Source organism: Marivita sp. GX14005 (genome assembly GCF_023370775.1).
Classification (GTDB): domain Bacteria; phylum Pseudomonadota; class Alphaproteobacteria; order Rhodobacterales; family Rhodobacteraceae; genus Marivita.
Map to the genome: position 1 here is coordinate 286,167 of NZ_JAMCCQ010000003.1, position 18,623 is coordinate 304,789.

Consider the following 18,623-nt stretch of genomic DNA (forward strand, 5'->3'; position numbering starts at 1 on the left):
GGGCAGGATCGCTTAGAAGTTGTGCAACGCGTCAAGACGGGACAGATTCATGACCCTGCCGATCCCATCCGGCACCGGCATCGCGCCGGCCCGTTTTTCATCCATTGTGGACGAATACCTCAACCTCTGGCCGCATCTGCCCGTCCAGCACGCCGCAAAAGGGCAGTTCATCGTCGATGAGGGCGATTTCGCCGACAGCTCGATCCTGCTGCTCGATGGCTGGATGGCGCTCTCCAAGACGCTGCCCGACGGCGAGCGGCAGATCATAGACGTGCTGCTGCCCGGCGATTTCGTGCTGCTCGGGGCCAGTGTCGCGCCGGTCGCCGCCTGTTCGGTGGAGGCACTGAGCGATGCCAGCTACACCGTGCTCACGCCCGAACGCGCCAACGGGCCCGAGCCGGTGATGGCGCGGCTACGCACCCTTCTGGCGGCGGTGCTGGTGACGACGCAGGCGCGCACCGCCGAATTGCTGCTTCGGCTCGGCAAGAGCAGCGCGGCCAGCCGAACCGCCTATGCGCTGCTCGAACTCTACGTCCGGCTGGAGCCGCTCGGCCTTGCCAGCGATGGCCGGTTCAGCCTGCCGATGACACAACAGAAGATCGGCGAATTCGTCGGGCTGAGCAACGTCCATGTCTGCCGCACGATGCGCCGGCTCGAACGCGACGGGATTATCAGCCATCCGGCACCCGGCGAGATTCGCATCGACGATCTGGAGGCGCTCAGCCGGATCGCCGATATCGATCTTGCGCTTTTCCGCGAGGAAATCCTGCTGCGCCGTCCGAGTTGACGGTCTCGCGCAGTTCCACGATCTCGCCCAGCGTCTGGCCGGCCATTTCCTCGCTGGCATCTTGGGCGATATCGCCCAGCGTCACGATCCCGGCCAGGGCGCCCTGCGCATCGAGCACGACCAGTCGGCGCAGTTGCAGATCGCCCATGAGCGCCGCGGCTTCGGCCAGCGGCTGATCGGTGCGGCAGGTGAAGACCTTGCGGGTCATGATCGTCTCGATCGCCCCGTCGCCACCGCCCGCGCAGGCCTTCGGACACCACCGCGTGACGATATCGCGATCGGTGACGACGCCCAGCACGCGGCCCGCCTCGCAGATCGGAACGAACCCGATGTCGAGCTTGCCCATCAGGGCCGCGACCGCCCGGATCGAGGTATCGCCTGTCACCGTGGTGATGGGCCTGCGCATGATGGTTTCGACCTTCATTTCATCCTCCGCCTGCAATATTCCGCCGCGCGCCGCGCCGGTCGTGTTTCAGCGCCTCGAAACCGATGATGACGTCCATCAACTCGGTCGTGATCTCGGACTGCCGCAGCATCCGCATGTCGCCCGTCAGCCCCTCCAGCCGTTCGTCGATGGAGCGTTCGGCCTGCTGCATCCGCGCCAGACGCGCCGCGTTCTCGGTCACCAGCGCCTCTGCTGCGGCGTGGAAAATCTCGGCAAAGAGATAGCCGCGGATCAATGCGGCGAGCAGCGGCGCGGGCGCCATGCGGGCAAAGGGCAGGCTGCGCGACGCCCAGCTTTGCCGCGTGAAACCGCGCAGTAGGTCCGGATCGAAGGGCAAAAGCCGCTGCAGCGCGGGCGCCTGCCGGCCATGATCGCCCCGCTGCATGAAGATCAGCGCAACAGGCGCATCGGGCGCCCCGCGCAGATCGTCCAGCGCCGAGATAGCCCGCCCCGCGAGCCGCCCCAGCCCGTCCGCGCTGGCCGGCGGCATCAGCACCCGCTCCAGCACGATCCCTTCGGCGCTCAGCGCGTCCTCCATCCGTGCGCCGACGCAAAGCACGCGGGCGGGCGCGTCCGCCACCGCGCGCAGCACGCGCGCCGCGACCGTTTCGTTGTAATTGCCGCACAGCCCGTGATCGGATCCGAAGGCGATCATTACCGGCGCCGCGTCCCCGGCCTGGGCTTGCGGCAAAGGCCCATGTGCCAGCACATGCGCGTGCAGCCCGGCCAGAACCGTGCGGCGGTAATCGCCGATCGCGTCGGCAGCCTCCTCGTAGGGCAGCGCGTTGATCGCCGACATGGTTTTCATCGTGCGCACGATACCCCGAATGCTTTGCATCGTGTCGCCGCGGCGGGTGAGCTGTTCAAGCGTCTGCGTCATCGCCGCCCCCGCGCACCGCCGCCCTGGCTGATGCGATCACCTGCTCGCGCAGATCAGCCTCCAGCGCCTCGCCTGCGGCAATGCGCTCGGCCAGCCCGTGATCCTCCTGCCCGAGCGCCGAGCGCACGGCCTGCATCGCCGCTGCGGCGCGCGCCTCGTCCATACCGTCGAACACGCCCTCCATCGCGGCCAGTAGCACGCCAAGCTGTTCGCCCGCCGGGATCGGATCGCGCTCGGGCTGGCGTAGCGCGCTGCGCACCGCCGCGCCGCGCGCGAGCCGCTGGCGTGTAGCCTCGTCCAGACGGGTGCCGAACCGGGCGAAGTCCTCGAGTTCTTCGAATTGCGACAGCGTGACCCGCAGGTTGCCCGCCACCTCGCGAAACGCCCGCGCCTGCGCCTTGCCGCCCACGCGGCTGGCCGAGACGCCCAGATCGACCGCCGGGAACTGGTTGCGCCGCACCAGACGCGGCGAAAGGTAGATCTGTCCATCGGTGATCGAGATGAGGTTCGTCGGGATATAGGCCGACAGGTTCTCCGCCTGCGTCTCCACCACCGGCAGCGCGGTGATCGAGCCATGCCCTTCGGCGAACTGGCCCGCCCGTTCGAGCAATCGCGCATGGACATAGAAGATATCGCCCGGAAACGCCTCCCGTCCCGGCGGGCGGCGCAGCAGCAGCGACAATTCGCGATAGGCATGGGCATGGCGCGTCAGATCGTCGAAGACGATCAGCACATCGCGCCCCTCGGCGGCGAAGGCTTCGGCGACGGTCATCGCGGCATAGGGCGCGACATAGGCCAGACCGGGTGCATCCTCGTCGCCGGCAACGACGATCACGCTGCGATCCATCATGCCGCCATCCCCGATGGCGCCGATCACCTTGGCGACAGCATCGCCGCGCTGACCGATGGCGCAATAGACGCAAGCGACCTGCGTGTCGCGCTGGTTGAGGATGGCATCGACGGCGATGGAAGTCTTGCCGGTCTGGCGATCCCCGATGATCAACTCGCGCTGGCCCAGTCCGACCGGCACCGCGGCATCGATGGCCTTCAGCCCCGTCGCCAGCGGGCGCGACACCGCGCGGCGTGCGCGGATGGGGGGCGCATCCGCCTCGATCGGGCGGCGCGTCTGCGCCCCGAGCGCGCCTTGGCCGTCGCGCGGACGGCCCAGCGCGTCGACCACGCGGCCCAGCAACTCCGCACCCACCGGCACGCCGATCACGCGCCCGGTGCGCCGCACGTCCTCGCCGGGCGCGACGCGTTCGGACGGGCCGAGCAGCACAACGCCGAGCCGGTCCGGCTCCAGATCGAAGACGACGCCCTGCACGCCCGACGCGAACTCCAGAACCTCGTCGGCCAGCGCGCGCGCCAGACCGGAGACGATGGCCACGCCATCGGCCACTTCCGCAACGCGGCCGATCTCCCGGACCACCGGGGCGGGCGCGGGACTGGTGATGAGCGCCTCCAACAACGCGCCGGTGCCGGTGTCAGGACGCATCGCGCATCTCCTCGGCAAGCGTGTCGAGCGTGGCGTCCAACTGCGACAGGTAACTTTCGACAGTCCACTCGATCTCCGTCGCGCCAAGCGTCAGGCGCAGGCCCGGCGACATGGCGGGATCGACGTCAAAACGCAACGCAGCGTCCGGCACGAGATCGGTCACGGCTGCCTGCACAGCCTCCCGCGTCTCAGGCGGTAGCGCTTCACGGCTGATTGCGGTGATCGCGGCGCCGCCCTCGGCCGCGCCCGCCAGATCGCCCGAGGCCGTGCGGAGCCGCTCCGCCCCGCGCTCCACGATCCGCCGTTCGAGCGTTTCATCGGCCAGATCGGCCAGCGCTTTGCGCGTCAGTGCCAGAATGGCGGCGGCCCCATCGCGCTCCAGCCCGGCCCGCATCTCCTGCGCGGCCCGCTCGCGCTCTTTCAGGCGCTCCGCTTCCTCGGCCCGCGCCGCTTCGCGTGCCTTCTGCAGAAGCTCCGCGCGCTCGGCTTCCGCATCGAGCCGCGCGGCGGCGAGCACATCGGCGCGGCTGGCGCTCAGTGCGGCGATCTCGGCGCGGTATTCCGCCTCGCGCGCTTCGGCTTCGGCACGAATCTGGCCGGCCTCGCCCATGCGCTCGGCAATCTCGGCCTCGCGTGCATCGATGCCGTCCAGGATGGGACGGTAGAGAAACCGTTTCAGAAGCCAGACCAGCACGAGGAAATTGGCGATCTGCGCCCCGACGGTGATCCAGTCGATCGACATCGCGTCAGCCTCCGGCTCCCTGCCCGGCCGCTTCGAGCGCTGCGTTCCAGAACGGGTTGGCGAAAAGCAGGATCATCGCGACGACGAAGCAGTAGATCGCGGTGGATTCGATCATCGCCAGCGAGACGAAGAGCGTGCGCGACAGCGTACCGGCGGCATCCGGCTGCTGCGCAATCGCGCTGAGCGCGGTGGCCGCGGCGCGGCCCTCGCCCAGCGCGGGGCCGATGGCGCCAAGCGCCACGGTCAGACCGGCGGTAAAGATCGAGATCATGGCGATGAGGGAAAGATCGGTCATGCACTGTCCTTTCGTGGCACGGATTCGCCCGGCGGCGGCGTGGCCGTGGCCGAAGAGATGTAGACGGTTGCGAGGATGGCGAAGATATAGGCCTGGATCACGCCGGTCAGCAGGCCGAGCATGTTCATCAGCACCGGGAAGAAGAACGGCGCGATGGCAAGCAGGATCGCCGCGATCACCGCGCCCGACATGATGTTGCCGTAAAGGCGGATCGCCAGCGACACGCCGCGCGACACCTCGCCGATGATGTTGAAGGGCAGCATGATCGGCGACGGCTCGATATAGCTGCGCAGATAGCCCGCAAACCCCCGGTTGCCGATCCCGAACAGCGGCACCGCGACGAGCACCGCCAGCGCCAGCGCCACCGTGGTCGAGAGCGACGCGGTCGGCGTGTCGAAGCCCGGAACGACCGTCAGAAGGTTGGCGGTCACGATGAAGAGAAACAGCGTGCCGACGAAATAGAGGATGCGCGGATCGCGGTTGCCCGTGATCTCGGCGATCTGGTCCACGATCCCGCCCACGGTGACTTCGAGCGCGGTGCGCCAGCGGTTCGGCGGCACATCGGGCTTGAGGTTGCGCGTGACGATGGCCGCGATGCCGGTCAGCAGCGCCATGATCACCCAGGTGTTCACGATGGTGGCGTTTATCGCCACACCGGCAAGCGTGAAGAGGATCGTATCGTCCGGCGTCAGTTGCATGGCGCGCGCTCCGTGCTTGCCGGCAGCCGCCGGCGGGCGATCAGCAGAATGAGCAGCCTTGCGGCCAGGAATCCCGCCATGAACCCGCCGAGCATGGGCGCGCCCTGCAGCGCGACAAGCCAGCCCGCGCCGAGCAGCGCTGCGAGCCGCAAGGCCGCGCTGGCGAAAAGAACCGCGCCGGGCCGAGCGCTGCGCAGCGCGAGCCGAAGGCCGACGGCGAGACCGCCGAAGAAGAGCATGGCGGCCAGCCCGCCCGCAGCCGCGCCCAGCGCGAGCGCCGTCCAGTCCAGAGCCATCACTTCCCGCCTCCTTCCCTGTCGATCCAACCCCAGGCGATCAGCCCCCCGATCACGACCCCCGCCAGCAGGAGCGCCAGCGTCCAGGAGAAGTCCTGCGGCAGGGTCCGGTCGAGCCAGAACCCCAGCAAGGCGCCCCCCACCGTCGGCACCGCCACGGACCAGCCGACCATCCCGAAGGTGCCGATCCCGCGCAGCGGGCTCGGGGCTGGATCGTCGCGCGCGGTTTTCATCCGCCGCGCGCCATGTCCGATCCGCTCGGCGCGTCGCTTGTCATCCTCGCTCATGGCTGTGCCTTCCTCAGATTGGCGAAGCTGCGCACCATGTCCGCTTCGAGCCGCGACAACGCGGCGCGTGCCATGCGTTCCTCGTCCTCGGCAGCCGCGAAGCTGTCCGAAACCCGCGCGGCCACGCTGTCCAGATCATCGCTCTCGATCCCGCGCCGCACCGCGATCTCGACAAGATCGCCCGTCTTGACGAGCACTCCTTCATCGATCCCGAAAACACGCTCGCGCCCGCCCTCATCGGTGAGCAACAGCACGGAGGGCACCAGCGCCGTGACGAAATCGGCATGGTTCGGCAGGATCCCGAAACGGCCATCCTCCGCCTCGGCGGTCAGGCGGAGCGCGCGGCCGTGATATAGGACCGAGGAGGGCTGGCGCAGGTGGATCTGCATGTCGCTCGCCATGCTCATGCCGCCGCCTCCTCAAGCTCCGAAAGCGCGCCGATCATGTAATAGTCGGTCTCCGGCCGCTCGAACGTGGTTTGCGACAGGATCGCCTCGCAGCCGTCCAGCGTCTCGGCGATCGGGACCAGCCGCCCTGTCGTTCCGGCCGACGCGCCGACGGTAAAGAAGGGCTGCGTCAGGAACCGCTCCAGCCGCCGGGCGCGCGCGACCACGGCGCGGTCATGCGCCGACAGTTCCTCGATCCCCAGCATGGCGATGATGTCGCGCAAATCCTCGTATTCGGCCAGCGTGCGACGCACGCCGCGGGCGATGTCGTAATGCCGCTGCCCCACCACGTTGGGCGTCAGCATCACCGAAGTGGAGGCCAGCGGATCGACCGCCGGATAAAGCCCCTCGGACGCCCGTTTGCGCGACAGCACGACCGATGCCGACAAATGCGAGAAGATATGCGCCGCCGCCGGATCGGTGAAATCGTCCGCCGGCACATAGACCGCCTGGATCGAGGTGATCGCGCCGCGCCGGGTCGAGGCGATGCGCTCCTCCAGTTCGGCCAGTTCGGTGGCCAGCGTCGGCTGATAGCCCACGCGGGAGGGCATGCGCCCCAGAAGGCCCGAAAGTTCCGAGCCGGCCTGCACGAAGCGGAAAATATTGTCGATCAGCACCAGAACGTCCTGCCCGCGCGTGTCGCGAAAATACTCGGCCATTGTCAGCGCGGATTTGCCGACGAGAAAGCGCACGCCCGGTGCCTCGTTCATCTGGCCGAAAAGCATCACCATGCGCTCGCGCACCCCCGCCTCGCCCATCTCGCGCCAAAGCTCCTCGGCCTCGCGGGAGCGCTCGCCGATGCCGCAGAACAGGCTGACTCCGGAATGATGCTCGACCGTGTTGTGAATGAGCTCGCTCAGCAGGACGGTCTTGCCGACACCAGCACCACCGAAAAGCCCCGTCTTGCCGCCGCGCTCGATGGGCGAAAGCAGGTCGATGGCCTTGATCCCGGTTTCCAGCACTTCCGCGCGCAGCACACGGTCGGCCAGATCCGGCGGGGCGCGGTGGATCGGATCGCGCCGAACAGCCTCGGGCGGCGCGGCGCCGTCGAGCGGCGCACCGAAAAGATCAAGCATCCGGCCCAGAACGCCCTCGCCCACCGGAACCGTGATCGGCCCGCCACTGCTTTTCACCTTGGCGCCAAGGCCAAGCCCGCGCACCGGGGCAAGCGCGATGCAGCGCACGGCGTTCGGCCCGATGATCGCCGCCGCCTCAAGCGGCAGGTCGCCCGCGTGCAAAAGCGTGCCGATCTTCGGGCAGGCCTGCGCGAAGGCGACATCGACGATGCCGCCGCGAATGGCGGTGATCCGGCCCTCGGCAGGCGCGTCATGCGCGATATCGGGGTCTGCGTTCATATCGAAAGCTCCGGCGCTCAGACCGTCGCGGTCTCATCGGGATCCATCCCCTTCAGACGGAAGGCGAGGATCACGAAAAGCACGCCGAAGAGCACCGCGTAGAGACCGATCAGCCATGTGACCGAAATCAGACCCGCAACCGGCATCGCGATCAGCAACCCGCCGAAAAGGATCGACAGCACGCCGCCGAGGATCAAGAGCCACTCGCCGGTGATCTCGTGCCGGATCTGGAAGGCCAGCACGATCCGCAGCACCCCGCCGATCACCGCCCAGGCTGCGATGAACATCAGCAGAACGAAAGCGGTCACACCGGGCATGAGAAGCGTCAGCAGGCCGAAGACGATCCCGAGGATCGATTCCAGCACCAGCGGCCAGATCCGCTTGAACCGCTCGCGATAGCGCACCGTGTCGATCAGCCCGAAGACGCCATCGACCAGCACATAAGCCCCGAGCATCACCACAAGGACCGCCATGGTCAAAGCGGGCCAGAAAAACGCTGCAAGGCCAAGCAGGATTGCGGCGATGCCCCGCAGAAGGAAAATCCACCAGTTGCGCTGCATTCGTTGTAAAATCGGCTCCATTTGAAATCTCCTTACTCTTATGTCGGCATTGCGATTGCCCCATGTCTATCGGACGCCCATGCGGCTGCATTAACGCCCGTTAAGCCGGCTGCCGCGCGGCTCGCCGCCGGTCTTGACGAAAGTTAATGCAGTCCCGCGCGGATCGCGCCATGCTGCCTGCGCAATCATGAAAGGAAACCTGACATGCCCGCTGCCAAATCCCTTCCGCTCAACGATCTCCAGCAACAGGCGCTCGACGCCGCGCAGGTGATGTTCTCGATGAATCCGGCCTATGCGCCCCAGGTCACCCATTTCTGGGAGGCACAGGATCTCATGCTCAAGGAAGCCGAGAAATTCGCCTCTTCCTGGTTCGAACGCCGCCACGAGGCGACGCAGTCCGCGCTCAAGGCCGCAACCGACGCCGACAATACCGATCTTCGCCATCCAGCCGTCGCCATGCAGGCGATGCTCGATTGGCAAAAGAACTCGATGGAACGCATGGCCGAGGACTTGAGCGAATGGTCCGCGATGATGTCGCGTTGCGCCGGCATCTGGACCAGCAACGAGACCGAAGCGATGGAAGAGACCGAAGCCAACGCCAAACGCACCGCCAAACCGGCCAAATCCACCGCGCTTTGAATGCTTATTCAGGAGAAATGACATGGACAGGCAACAGGATTACCAAGCCAAGCTCGATGCCCAACTCGCCGAATGGAAGGCAGATATCGCCAAGCTTCAGGCGAAGGCCGAAGCGGCCGGTGCCGAAGCACGCGAAGACGTCCGCGAAGCGGTGGAGGGCCTGCAAAAACGCCGCGAGACGCTCAAGGTGCAACTGAAGGAAATGCGCAAGGCTCAGGATAGCGCGTGGGACGACATCAAGAAAGGCGCCGATGACGCTTGGGACGATATAGAGCGCGCCTTCAACCGTGCATGGAGCCGGTTCTCCTGACCAGAAACGCCGCCCTGCCGTCGGCTCGGGCTCGGGCGCGGGTTCGCGCTCGACCCGAGGATCTCGCAGCTCACCAGACCCGGTCAAGCCCGCTGAACACGCCCCTCCGCCCCGGCGCCGACGAGGGCAGCCGCCCCGCGGGCGAGGATCTGTTCCTCATCCGTGGGGATCATCCACACCGGCAGGCGGCTGCTTGCCGTGGTCAATCGCGGACCACCGGCGGCGTTCGCGCCGGGGTCGAGTTCGGCTCCGGCCCAGCCGATCGCCTCGACAAGACGGGCGCGCAGGGGGGCGATGTATTTGCCCATGCCGCCGGTCAGGACGACGCCGTCCACCCCGCCCAGTGCGGCGATCAACGAGCCGGTCCAGCGGCTGAAGCGATAGGCGAAATAGGCCACCGCCTCCTGCGCCTCGGGGCGCTCGCTGGCAATGAGATCGTTCATCTCCCCGCTGATCCCCGACACGCCGAGCAGGCCCGAGCGCGTATAAAGCATCTCGCGCACCTCCGAGGCGCTCATGCCGCGATCCTCGATCAGATGCAGCACCGCGCCGGGATCGACCGCGCCGCAGCGCTCGCCCATCGGCATTCCGGCAAGCGCGGTGAGACCCATCGTCGTCGCCACGCTCTGCCCGTCCTTCATCGCGCAAAGGCTCACCCCGTGGCCCAGATGCGCGACGATCACGCGGCCACCCGCGACCTCCGGCCAATCGCGGCGCAGGGCGCTGGCGATGTAATCGTAGGACAGGCCGTGAAAGCCGTAGCGCAGGATCCCGGCATCGGTCAGCTCGCGCGGCAGGGCGTAGATCTGCGCGACGCGCGGCGCGGTGCGGTGGAACGCGGTGTCGAAACAGGCGACCTGCACCGCGTCCGGGTAATGTGCTGAAAACTCGCGGATCGGGCGCAGGTTGTGAAGCTGATGGCTCGGCGCGAGCGGGGCCAGTGCTTCGAGCGTTGTCAGAACCTCGTCCGTCACGCGCACCGGCTCTGCGAAATGCTCCCCGCCATGCACGACCCGGTGCGAGAAGGCCGCGATGCCCTGTTCGCGCATCACCGGATCCAGACGCGCGAACACCTGCGCGAGCGCCGCCTTGTGCGCAGCGTCCGCTCCCCGGTGCCGCCCCAGCGCGGTTTCGTCTTCGGTGCCGCGCACCAGATCGCGGTCGGCCAGGACCATCTCGCCGGTCAAACCCCGAATGGAGAAGCTGCGAACCGGCTTCGGATCGCCGCCGGACAGTTCAAACACACCGCAACGCAGGCTCGACGAGCCCGCGTTTATCGTCACGATCAATTTCTCAGACATATCCATCCGTTCTCATCTTGCGTCATCGCCCGCAGGCTCGCCCAATCACCTTTGATGCACGTAAATTCCCGGCGCATCATTCGACGGCAGATCCGGCGCGCCCGGCACCCCGAGCTGCGGCGGCTCCTTGGGCTTGCCCGACCGCTGACCGAGCCAGCGCACGAGTTCCGGCCACCAAGAGCCGTCCTGTTCGGGTACCCGCGCGCGCCAATCCTCCGGCGCGGTATAGGGATCATCCTCACGGGCCATGGCGATCCGGTAGCTGCGGCCCTTGTGGCCCGGCTCGCTGACGATGCCGGCATTATGGCCGCCCGAAGTCAGGACGAAGGTGACATCGGTATCGGTCAGAAGATGCAGCTTGTAGACCGATTGCCAAGGCGCGACGTGATCCCCGGTGGTCGACACGCAAAAGATCGGCGCGTCGATATCGGTGATCGCCACCGGCTTTCCGCCAATCCGGTATTGCCCCTTGGCCAGTTCGTTATCGAGGAAGATCTGCCGGAGATATTCGCTGTGCATCCGGTAGGGCATCCGCGTGGCATCGGCGTTCCAGGCCATCAGATCGAACATCGGCTGCCGCCGACCCATCAGGTATTCATGCACATAGCGCGACCAGATCAGATCCTTTGAGCGCAGAAGCTGAAACGCCCCGGCCATCTGGCTCGTGTCGAGATAGCCCTGATCCCACATCATGTGTTCGAGGAAAGACACCTCGCTTTCGCTGATGAAAAGCTGCAATTCGCCCGGATCCTCGAAATCGGTCTGCGCCGCGAAGAGCGACAGCGTCTTGAGCCGGTCGTCGCCGTCGCGCGCCATCTGCGCCGCCTTCGCAGTCAGCAGAGTGCCGCCGAGGCAATAGCCGATGCCGTGGACCCTCTCATCCGGCACGATCCGGCCGATCACGTCCAGCGCCTCCTCGACGGCGCCGAGGTAGTCGGCCATGCCGAGGTCACGATCCTCCGCATCGGGGTTGCGCCAAGAGATCATGAAGACGGTGAAGCCCTGCTCCACCAGATACTGGACCAGCGAATTATGCGGGCTCAGATCGAGGATGTAATATTTCATGATCCAGGCCGGCACGATCAGGAGCGGCTCGGGGCGGGCGGTATCGGTTTGCGGCGCATATTGGATGAGTTCCATCAGATGCGAGCGCCAGACAACCTTGCCCGGCGTGACGGCGACCTCGCGTCCGGGCAGGTAGTCCTCGGCCCCGACAGGCGGCTTGCGCGACGCGGCGCGCTGCCAATCCTCCATCAGGTTCTGCATCCCCCGCACAAGGTTCGCCCCACCCTCGCGAGCGGTATGGGCCAGAACCTCCGGATTGGTCCAGATCGCGTTCGACGGCGACATCATGTCGAGCATCTGCCGCGCGACGAAAGAAATTACCTTCTCGTCCTTGGCCGACATGCCGTCGATATTGTTGGTGGCGTTATACCACCATTGCTGCGCCATCAGAAAGCTCTGGTAGATCATGTTATAGGGCCAGCGCTGCCATTCCGGCGCGTCGAACCGCTTGTCGTAATCGAGCGGCAGGATACAGGGATCGCCGCGCCCGCTCAGCGCCGGCGAGGCATGCGCCATGGCGAAACGGGTCGCCTTGTTCACAGCCTTTTCCGCCAGTTGCAACTGCTTGCCCGGCGATCCTGCCAGATGCACCCACCAATTGAACATCCGCGAGGACAGCCCGAACGGGGTCACGCCCCGCGTGAAGCGCGCCATATGGGCCTTGATCGCGCGGTCGAGCATCTGCGTGCTGTAGCCGTCGGGTTCGGTTGCCGCGCAAGGCGGCGAGAGTTCGGGCGAGACATGACGGCTGCTTGCGGGCGGCGCCGCAGTCCCCGGCCCCGGCCCCGGCGCGTCAGGAACCGCGCGCAGCGGCGGCAGCGTATCGCGAGCCCCATCCTTTCGATCGGGCCTGGGCGTTTTCCGGCGGGTCTTGCGTTGTTCAGCCATGGCGGCCTCCTTTCGACCGGCCCATCGCTAGGCGGCCCGTAAGACAAGCGCATTAACGGACGTTAAGTTTCCACCTGCCCCGCCCGCGCCGCCTGCGCCGCTACGTCCCTCGCCACAGCCTCATGATACAGCGCGCGCAGATGCGTCGTTAGCGGTCGTGCGCCAGTGCCGACGGCCTTGCCGTCAATCGACGCCACGGGCGTCAGCGCGCCGAAACTTCCGGTCAGGAACGCCTCATCCGCCGAATAGGCCTCGTAGAGCGAGAAATTCTTTTCATGCACCGGAACCCCGTTGCGGCGGCACAGATCGATCACGTTGGCCCGCGTCACCCCGTTCATGCAGTAATCGCCCGTCGAGGTCCAAACCTCGCCCTTGCGCACGACGAAGAAATTGCAGGCGTTGGTGGTGTTCACAAACCCGTGCGGGTCGAGCATCAAGCCTTCATCCGCCCCCGCCGCCTCGGCCTGAAGGCAGGCGATCACGCAGTTGAGCTTGGAATGGCTGTTGAACTTGGCGTCCTGGCTATGCGGCAGCCCGCGCACCTGCGGCACGGACGCAAGGCGGATGCCCTTGTCCTGAAGGCCGCTCGCGGGCCGCGAATGTTCCATGATGATCACCAGCGTCGGGCCTGAGCGCGACAGGCGCGGGTGCTGGAACGGCTTGTCCTTGATCCCGCGCGTCAGCATGAGCCGGCAATGCACATCGGTCGTCATCCCGTTCGCCTCCGCCGTGCGGCGCAGCGCGTCGGCAATGCCGTTCCGGTCCATCCCGACATCGAGGCTGACCGCATGGCAGCTGTCGAAAAAGCGGTCCATATGCGCGTCGAAAAACGCCCAATAACCGTCATAGAGCCGCATCCCTTCCCACATGCCGTCGCCAAGCAGGAAGCCGGAATCGTAGACCGACACTTTCGCCTCGTCCCGGTGCACCAGATCGCCATTGATGTAGATCTTGATATCGCGGTTGCGCGCGTCCTCTTCGGCGTCATGGGTGGTGAGTTCGGATTTGCTCATCTGGCCTGCTCCATCAGGTTTGAAAGGTCTGCGCGGCTCAAGGCCACAGGGTTCGCCTTCATCGACGACGACTGCACCGCCGCGTCCGCCGCCTGCGCACGCATCTCCTCGGTGATGCCCTGCGCGTCCAGCCCCGGCAGCCCCGCCGCGCGGGACCAGCGGTGCAATGTGTCGAAGGCATCGGGGGCCGCACCGCCAAGTGCCTGCGCGATCCAGCCCCGGACCTCGCCCATACGCAACTGCAGCCGCGCATCGCCTTGCCCGGCTCGGGCGTTCGCCCTCAGACCGGCAGGCAAAAGCGCGCCGCAGATCGTGCCATGCGCCGCGCCCGACAGCCCGCCCAGCGGCCCGGCCAGCCCATGCACGACGCCCAACCCCGAATTGGCCAACGCCAGCCCGCCGCACAGGCTCACCCAGGCCATCGCATCGCGCGCGCCGGCCTGCTCGCCGCCCATCAGATCGCGCAGCGCGGCCAGCCCTTTCGGGATCGCATCGCGGCACAGCGCGTCGGTCATCACATTCGCGCGGCTGCTCAGATAGGGTTCGATCACCTGCGTGATCGCATCGAGCCCCGACGCCAGCGTCACCCCGCGCGGGCAACCATCGGTGAGCGCGGGATCGACAATCGCCAGCTTCGGCAACATCCGCGCGTCTCTCAAGCTGACCTTGCGCCGCGCCTCGGGCACGGCAATCACCGCGTTGCGAGTGACCTCCGCGCCGGTTCCGGCGGTTGTCGGAATGGCGGCAAAGGGCAAGGGATCGTGCTCAAGCGTCAGCCCCTTGCCGACCACCTCCAGATGATCGCGCACCGGGCGCACCGCCGGCAACAGCGCCGCGATGGCCTTGCCCGCATCGATCGCCGCGCCGCCGCCCAGGGCGATGACGCTTTGCGCAGCGCTCGCACGCGCCGCAGCCATTCCGCGTTCGATCAAGGGCAAATCCGGCTCGCCAGGAACGGCGAAGACCGTCACGCGCACGCCCGCTTGCTCCAACGCCGCGCGCAGCCAATCGGCGCGTTCGGGCGTGCCGCCAGTGACGAGCAGCGCCGCATCGCCCATCGCGGCCAGCGCCGGCACCGCCTCGCGCGCCGCGCCGCGTCCGAAGCGGATGTCCCCCGCCGTGGCAAAGGCGAATGGCCCGGTCATGACGCTTTCAGCTTGTCCATCCATCCAAGGCTCTCCTCCGTTGCGCCCTCTGGCCGGTATTCCGCCCCGACCGGCCGCGTCCAGCCCAGCCCCGCCAGATGGCGCAGCACATGGGCATAATCGAGCTCCCCATGATCCGGCGCGCCCCTGTCCGGCACAGCAGCGATCTGCACATGCCCGATATGGGGCAACAGCCGCGTCAGACGGCGCGACACGTCGCCTTCGGTGATCTGCACATGGTAGCAATCGAACATCAGCCGCAGATGCGCGTCGCCCACCTCCTCGATGATCCGCGCCGCCTGATCGGTGCTGCGCAGGAAATACCCCGGCGCGTCATAGACGTTGAGCGGCTCGATCAGTAGCGTGATCCCGAGCTCCCGCGCCGCGTGCAGCCCGTAGCGCAGATTGCCGAGAAACACCTCTCGCGCCGCCGCGCCTTGCGCCTTGCCCGCCATCACATGCACCGCCTGCGCGCCAATCTGAGCCGCATAGCCCAGCGCCTCGTCGATGGACGCCCGCGCGCCCGACTCGCGGCCCGGCACGGCGCAGAGGCCGAACTCGCCAGCATCGCCCTTGCGCGTGTTGATCCCCAGCATCGGCAGGCCGGTTTCCATCAGGGCGTCGCGCACCGCACCCGCATCTTCGGGGTAGGGCCAATGACATTCGACCGCCGCGAAACCCGCCGCCTTCGCCCGGCGGATCGCGTCGGGCAGGGGCAGGTTCGCCCAGAGCATCCCCAGATTGGCCGAAAAGTCCATCGCGCGCCCTCCTGACATCTCGCATAGCCGCCCCGTGCGCCCGTGAGAACCCGTATTTGCGATTGCCCCGCGCGGCAAATGCCGTAAACCGACGCGCGACAGCTGTGAAGGAGCCGCCATGTCTTTGCCCGTCGCCCGGATCGCCCCCGTCGCCGCCGCCCTCACCGGCGCGGTCACGCTGCCCGGCTCGAAATCCGTCACCAACCGCGCGCTTCTCGTGGCGGCGCTGGCGCGCGGCACGTCAACGCTCACCGGCATCCTGCGCAGCGATGACACGCGCTACATGATGGCCGCCCTGCGCGCGATGGGCGTGCGGATCGAGGAGGTGGACGACACGACCGTGCGCGTCACCGGCACAGGCACGCTGGACGTTCCGGCAGAGCCGCTGTTCATCGGCAATGCCGGCACAGCGATGCGCTTTCTTACCGCCGCCGTCGCATTGGTGCGTGGCCGCGTGATCCTGACCGGCGACGAACATATGCAGAAACGCCCCATCGCGCCGCTGCTGGAGACGCTGCGCGCCATGGGCGTCGACGCGGCCTCGCCCACCGGATGCCCGCCCGTCACCGTGAACGGAACAGGCCATTTCGACGCGGGCGAGATCGAGGTGAGCGGCACGTTGTCGAGCCAGTATATCTCTGCCATCATGATGCTCGCCGCGATGGGGGATGCGCCCACCCGCATCCGCATTGGCGGCGGCAAGATCGGCGCGGTCGGCTACCTGCAGATCACCGCCGCCGTCATGCGCGCCTTCGGGGTGCGGGTGGACTTTCCGTCAGAGGCCGAGATCACCATCCAGCCCACCGGCTACACCGCCGCCGATTACGCCATCGAACCCGATGCCAGCGCCGCGACTTACCTTTGGGCCGCCGAGGCGCTCACCGGCGGGCGGATCGACATCGGCACCGCGCCCAAGAACATGAACCAGCCCGACGCGCACGCGCACGCGCTCATCGCCGCCTTCCCGAACATGCCGGCAGAGATTTACGGTGCGCAGATGCAGGACGCCATCCCGACGCTCGCCGTGCTGGCCGCGTTCAACAAAACGCCCGTCCGCTTTACGGGCATCGAGAACCTGCGCGTGAAGGAGTGCGACCGCATCGCCGCCGTGCATCAGGGGCTGACGCGGATCGACCCCGATCTGTCCAGCGTCGAGGGCGACGATCTGATCGTTCACGCCCGCCCCGATCTTGCCGGGCAAACCCGCGACTGCCTGATCGACAGCCATGCCGATCACCGCATCGCCATGAGTTTCGCCCTCGCCGCCTTGCGCATCAACGGTGTGACGATCGAAGACCCGGATTGCGTCTCCAAGACCTTCCCCGCCTATTGGGACGTGCTGGGCGACCTTGGCGTTCAGGTGGAGATCACGCGATAATCTCGAACTTCGTTACATCGACCATCCCCCGGTCGGTGATCTTGAGCGCGGGAATGACCGGCAGCGCCAGAAAGGCAAGTTGCAGGAACGGCTCGTTCAGCGTCACGCCCAGCCCCCGCGCGGCGCGGCGCAGATGCTCCAGCGCATCGCGCACTGTCTCGAACGGCTCAAGGCTCATCAGCCCCGCCACCGGCAGCGCCAGTTCCGCCAGCACCTCGCCGCCCGCCGCGACAACAAAGCCGCCCTCGATCTCGCCCAGCCTGTTCGCGGCCAGTGCCATATCGGCGTAATCGATCCCGACGCAGGCGATGTTGTGATGATCATGGCACACGGTCGAGGCAATGGCCCCGCGCTGCAATCCGAAGCCGCGCACAAAGCCGGTGGCGATATTGCCGTTCTTTCCATGCCGCTCGATCACCGCGATGCGCACCAGATCGCGCGCCGGATCGGGGCGCTTGTCGCCATCCTCCACCGCGATTTCCTCGCGCAGATGCTCGGTGAGGATCTTGCCCTCCATGATCCCGATCACATCCGTCTCCGTCTTGTTGGCCTTGGCGCGGAAATCCTCCGCCAGCAGCTTGCGCGCATGAACCGACCCTCGCGCCACCGGATCGACCGTGCGACGCGCCGCAAACGCCTCCGGTGTCGCCTCGACGCCGCCGCAGAACACCGTCTGCACGTCGCAACCCTCCAGCGATCCGACAGCCACGATATCGGCGCGCTTGCCGGGCGCGATCAGCCCGCGATCCTTCAGCCCGAACGCCTCCGCCGCCGACAGCGACGCGGCGCGGTAAGCGGCCAGAGGCGGCGTTCCCAGCGCGATCAGCGTGCGGATCATGTAATCGAGATGCCCCTCCTCGCCGATATCCAGCGGATTGCGGTCATCGGTGCACAGGCACATGTAGGGCGCGGTCCGTTCCGTCAGCAGAGGTTGCAGCGCGTGCAGATCCTTGGACACCGACCCCTCGCGGATCAGCACCCGCATCCCCTTTTGCAGTTTCTCGCGCGCTTCCCCGGCGGTGGTCGCCTCATGCTCGGTCGAGATTCCGGCGGCGATATAGGCGTTCAGCCCGCGCCCCGAAAGCTGCGGACAATGGCCGTCGATATGGCCGCCCTCGAAGAGCGCGAGTTTCTCCATCACCCCCGGATCGCGATGGATCACGCCGGGATAATTCATGAACTCGGCCAGCCCGATCCCCGAAGGATGCCCGCACAGGTCGGCCAGATCGTCGGCGGACAACTTTGCGCCGGCGGTCTCCATATGGGTCGAGGGCACGCAGGAGGACAGCTGCACGCGAATATCCATTAGCGTGTGCTCGCTGGCGCGCTGGAAATAGCGGATGCCGTCCGCGCCGATCACATTGGCGATTTCGTGCGGATCGCAGATCGCCGTGGTCACGCCATGCGGCGCCACGCAGCGGTCGAACTCGAAGGGCGTGACCAGCGAACTTTCGATATGCAGATGCGTGTCGATGAAGCCGGGAACGAGCGTCAGGCCCGACATGTCGCGGATTTGCGCGCCGTCGTAGCGCTCGCAAATGCCCGCGATCACGCCATCCACGATCGCGACATCCCCCTTCAGCAGATCGCCCGTCACCAGATCGAGGATTTGACCGCCCCGAAGCACGATATCGGCAGGGACGTCGCCCAGCCCGGCGGCGATGCGTCGCTCCAATGGGGATCGGTCTGTCATATCGCTGTCTCCTTCGCGAGGGTTTGCCGATTGATAGCGCGGCGACGACCCGCTTTGCCACCGCAATGTCATGCGCTAACGGTTCGGGAGCGATTCGCGACTTTTATGCGCCGCTTTGCATACGATCGCATACCGGTTCAAAATGTC

General features: G+C 66.8%; 21 protein-coding genes. 4 read left to right on the top strand and 17 right to left on the bottom strand.

Annotated elements, in window-relative coordinates; translation table 11 throughout:
• Positions 1-49 precede the first annotated feature (49 nt).
• Complete coding sequence (locus tag M3465_RS11580; protein WP_249501904.1) at positions 50-787, top strand: Crp/Fnr family transcriptional regulator; 738 nt, start codon at positions 50-52, stop codon at positions 785-787.
• On the opposite strand, the gene M3465_RS11585 is transcribed toward M3465_RS11580, so the two are convergent.
• From M3465_RS11585 to M3465_RS11635, 11 genes are read right to left on the bottom strand one after another with little or no spacing between them, the layout of a single operon-like run.
• Positions 720-1,211 carry a CBS domain-containing protein gene (locus M3465_RS11585; RefSeq protein ID WP_249501905.1) on the bottom strand — a complete coding sequence of 164 codons (492 nt, stop codon included), beginning with the start codon at positions 1,209-1,211 and terminating at the stop codon, positions 720-722. The two genes, M3465_RS11580 and M3465_RS11585, sit on opposite strands and share 68 nt — an antisense overlap.
• Before the next feature lies 1 nt (position 1,212).
• Positions 1,213-2,112 carry a F0F1 ATP synthase subunit gamma gene (locus tag M3465_RS11590; RefSeq protein WP_249501906.1) on the bottom strand — a complete coding sequence of 300 codons (900 nt, stop codon included), beginning with the start codon at positions 2,110-2,112 and terminating at the stop codon, positions 1,213-1,215.
• A complete protein-coding gene (locus M3465_RS11595; RefSeq protein WP_249501907.1) occupies positions 2,096-3,607 on the bottom strand; it encodes a F0F1 ATP synthase subunit alpha in 1,512 nt (503 codons plus the stop codon). Before M3465_RS11595 ends, M3465_RS11590 begins: the two co-directional genes overlap by 17 nt.
• Positions 3,597-4,349: a F0F1 ATP synthase subunit B family protein gene (locus M3465_RS11600; protein ID WP_249501908.1), complete on the bottom strand. Its 753-nt coding sequence runs from the start codon at positions 4,347-4,349 to the stop codon at positions 3,597-3,599. The genes M3465_RS11595 and M3465_RS11600 overlap by 11 nt, the downstream gene beginning before the upstream one ends.
• Before the next feature lie 4 nt (positions 4,350-4,353).
• Entirely contained in the window at positions 4,354-4,644 is a 291-nt protein-coding gene (locus M3465_RS11605; RefSeq protein ID WP_249501909.1) for a F0F1 ATP synthase subunit C, read from the bottom strand.
• On the bottom strand, positions 4,641-5,342 hold the full coding sequence (locus M3465_RS11610; protein ID WP_249501910.1) for a F0F1 ATP synthase subunit A: 702 nt from the start codon (positions 5,340-5,342) through the stop codon (positions 4,641-4,643). Before M3465_RS11610 ends, M3465_RS11605 begins: the two co-directional genes overlap by 4 nt.
• On the bottom strand, positions 5,333-5,638 hold the full coding sequence (locus M3465_RS11615; RefSeq protein ID WP_249501911.1) for an N-ATPase subunit AtpR: 306 nt from the start codon (positions 5,636-5,638) through the stop codon (positions 5,333-5,335). The genes M3465_RS11610 and M3465_RS11615 overlap by 10 nt, the downstream gene beginning before the upstream one ends.
• Positions 5,638-5,925 (bottom strand): AtpZ/AtpI family protein, encoded by a 288-nt coding sequence (locus M3465_RS11620; protein ID WP_249501912.1) that lies wholly within the window; start codon positions 5,923-5,925, stop codon positions 5,638-5,640. Before M3465_RS11620 ends, M3465_RS11615 begins: the two co-directional genes overlap by 1 nt.
• Positions 5,922-6,332, bottom strand: a complete 411-nt coding sequence (locus tag M3465_RS11625; protein WP_249501913.1) for an ATPase — start codon at positions 6,330-6,332, stop codon at positions 5,922-5,924. The genes M3465_RS11620 and M3465_RS11625 overlap by 4 nt, the downstream gene beginning before the upstream one ends.
• Positions 6,329-7,726, bottom strand: a complete 1,398-nt coding sequence (gene atpD / locus M3465_RS11630) for a F0F1 ATP synthase subunit beta (protein WP_249501914.1) — start codon at positions 7,724-7,726, stop codon at positions 6,329-6,331. Before atpD ends, M3465_RS11625 begins: the two co-directional genes overlap by 4 nt.
• 17 nt (positions 7,727-7,743) lie before the next feature.
• Positions 7,744-8,307: an HdeD family acid-resistance protein gene (locus M3465_RS11635; protein WP_249501915.1), complete on the bottom strand. Its 564-nt coding sequence runs from the start codon at positions 8,305-8,307 to the stop codon at positions 7,744-7,746.
• Positions 8,308-8,490: 183 nt separating this feature from the next.
• On the opposite strand from M3465_RS11635, the gene M3465_RS11640 reads away from it, so the two are divergent.
• The gene (locus M3465_RS11640) at positions 8,491-8,925 is read left to right on the top strand and encodes a hypothetical protein (protein ID WP_249501916.1); all 435 of its coding nucleotides are present in this window, start codon (positions 8,491-8,493) and stop codon (positions 8,923-8,925) included.
• 22 nt (positions 8,926-8,947) lie between these two features.
• Positions 8,948-9,235, top strand: coding sequence for a sll1863 family stress response protein (locus M3465_RS11645; protein WP_249501917.1), 288 nt, complete (start codon positions 8,948-8,950; stop codon positions 9,233-9,235).
• An 83-nt stretch (positions 9,236-9,318) separates the two neighbouring features.
• Here M3465_RS11645 and M3465_RS11650 read toward each other — a convergent pair whose 3' ends face one another.
• The 5 genes from M3465_RS11650 to M3465_RS11670 form a co-directional block, all read right to left on the bottom strand.
• Entirely contained in the window at positions 9,319-10,536 is a 1,218-nt protein-coding gene (locus M3465_RS11650; protein WP_249501918.1) for an acetate/propionate family kinase, read from the bottom strand.
• Positions 10,537-10,581: 45 nt separating this feature from the next.
• On the bottom strand, positions 10,582-12,489 hold the full coding sequence (locus M3465_RS11655; RefSeq protein ID WP_249501919.1) for a PHA/PHB synthase family protein: 1,908 nt from the start codon (positions 12,487-12,489) through the stop codon (positions 10,582-10,584).
• 62 nt (positions 12,490-12,551) lie between these two features.
• Positions 12,552-13,502, bottom strand: a complete 951-nt coding sequence (locus M3465_RS11660; protein WP_249501920.1) for an aminotransferase class IV — start codon at positions 13,500-13,502, stop codon at positions 12,552-12,554.
• Positions 13,499-14,671: an iron-containing alcohol dehydrogenase gene (locus M3465_RS11665; protein WP_502846115.1), complete on the bottom strand. Its 1,173-nt coding sequence runs from the start codon at positions 14,669-14,671 to the stop codon at positions 13,499-13,501. Before M3465_RS11665 ends, M3465_RS11660 begins: the two co-directional genes overlap by 4 nt.
• Positions 14,644-15,405, bottom strand: coding sequence for a hydroxypyruvate isomerase family protein (locus tag M3465_RS11670; protein ID WP_249501921.1), 762 nt, complete (start codon positions 15,403-15,405; stop codon positions 14,644-14,646). The genes M3465_RS11665 and M3465_RS11670 overlap by 28 nt, the downstream gene beginning before the upstream one ends.
• Before the next feature lie 118 nt (positions 15,406-15,523).
• Here M3465_RS11670 and M3465_RS11675 point away from each other — a divergent pair, with 118 nt between their 5' ends.
• Entirely contained in the window at positions 15,524-16,783 is a 1,260-nt protein-coding gene (locus tag M3465_RS11675; protein ID WP_249501922.1) for a 3-phosphoshikimate 1-carboxyvinyltransferase, read from the top strand.
• Here the strand turns inward: M3465_RS11675 and ade are convergent.
• Positions 16,773-18,476: an adenine deaminase gene (ade, locus tag M3465_RS11680; RefSeq protein WP_249501923.1), complete on the bottom strand. Its 1,704-nt coding sequence runs from the start codon at positions 18,474-18,476 to the stop codon at positions 16,773-16,775. The genes M3465_RS11675 and ade overlap by 11 nt on opposite strands.
• Between the last annotated feature and the right edge of the window lie 147 nt (positions 18,477-18,623).

Excerpts from the sequence above, each read along its gene's own strand:
- M3465_RS11595 (WP_249501907.1), bottom strand. The coding sequence starts at position 3,607 with ATGCGTCCTGACACCGGCACCGGCGCGTTGTTGGAGGCGCTCATCACC.
- M3465_RS11670 (WP_249501921.1), bottom strand. The coding sequence starts at position 15,405 with ATGGACTTTTCGGCCAATCTGGGGATGCTCTGGGCGAACCTGCCCCTG.
- M3465_RS11615 (WP_249501911.1), bottom strand. The coding sequence starts at position 5,638 with ATGGCTCTGGACTGGACGGCGCTCGCGCTGGGCGCGGCTGCGGGCGGG.
- M3465_RS11640 (WP_249501916.1), top strand. The coding sequence starts at position 8,491 with ATGCCCGCTGCCAAATCCCTTCCGCTCAACGATCTCCAGCAACAGGCG.
- M3465_RS11650 (WP_249501918.1), bottom strand. The coding sequence starts at position 10,536 with ATGTCTGAGAAATTGATCGTGACGATAAACGCGGGCTCGTCGAGCCTG.
- M3465_RS11610 (WP_249501910.1), bottom strand. The coding sequence starts at position 5,342 with ATGCAACTGACGCCGGACGATACGATCCTCTTCACGCTTGCCGGTGTG.
- M3465_RS11660 (WP_249501920.1), bottom strand. The coding sequence starts at position 13,502 with ATGAGCAAATCCGAACTCACCACCCATGACGCCGAAGAGGACGCGCGC.
- M3465_RS11580 (WP_249501904.1), top strand. The coding sequence starts at position 50 with ATGACCCTGCCGATCCCATCCGGCACCGGCATCGCGCCGGCCCGTTTT.
- M3465_RS11645 (WP_249501917.1), top strand. The coding sequence starts at position 8,948 with ATGGACAGGCAACAGGATTACCAAGCCAAGCTCGATGCCCAACTCGCC.
- M3465_RS11600 (WP_249501908.1), bottom strand. The coding sequence starts at position 4,349 with ATGTCGATCGACTGGATCACCGTCGGGGCGCAGATCGCCAATTTCCTC.
- M3465_RS11655 (WP_249501919.1), bottom strand. The coding sequence starts at position 12,489 with ATGGCTGAACAACGCAAGACCCGCCGGAAAACGCCCAGGCCCGATCGA.
- M3465_RS11620 (WP_249501912.1), bottom strand. The coding sequence starts at position 5,925 with ATGAGCGAGGATGACAAGCGACGCGCCGAGCGGATCGGACATGGCGCG.
- M3465_RS11675 (WP_249501922.1), top strand. The coding sequence starts at position 15,524 with ATGTCTTTGCCCGTCGCCCGGATCGCCCCCGTCGCCGCCGCCCTCACC.
- M3465_RS11590 (WP_249501906.1), bottom strand. The coding sequence starts at position 2,112 with ATGACGCAGACGCTTGAACAGCTCACCCGCCGCGGCGACACGATGCAA.
- M3465_RS11605 (WP_249501909.1), bottom strand. The coding sequence starts at position 4,644 with ATGACCGATCTTTCCCTCATCGCCATGATCTCGATCTTTACCGCCGGT.
- M3465_RS11665 (WP_502846115.1), bottom strand. The coding sequence starts at position 14,671 with ATGGATGGACAAGCTGAAAGCGTCATGACCGGGCCATTCGCCTTTGCC.
- M3465_RS11635 (WP_249501915.1), bottom strand. The coding sequence starts at position 8,307 with ATGGAGCCGATTTTACAACGAATGCAGCGCAACTGGTGGATTTTCCTT.
- ade (WP_249501923.1), bottom strand. The coding sequence starts at position 18,476 with ATGACAGACCGATCCCCATTGGAGCGACGCATCGCCGCCGGGCTGGGC.
- M3465_RS11585 (WP_249501905.1), bottom strand. The coding sequence starts at position 1,211 with ATGAAGGTCGAAACCATCATGCGCAGGCCCATCACCACGGTGACAGGC.
- atpD (WP_249501914.1), bottom strand. The coding sequence starts at position 7,726 with ATGAACGCAGACCCCGATATCGCGCATGACGCGCCTGCCGAGGGCCGG.
- M3465_RS11625 (WP_249501913.1), bottom strand. The coding sequence starts at position 6,332 with ATGAGCATGGCGAGCGACATGCAGATCCACCTGCGCCAGCCCTCCTCG.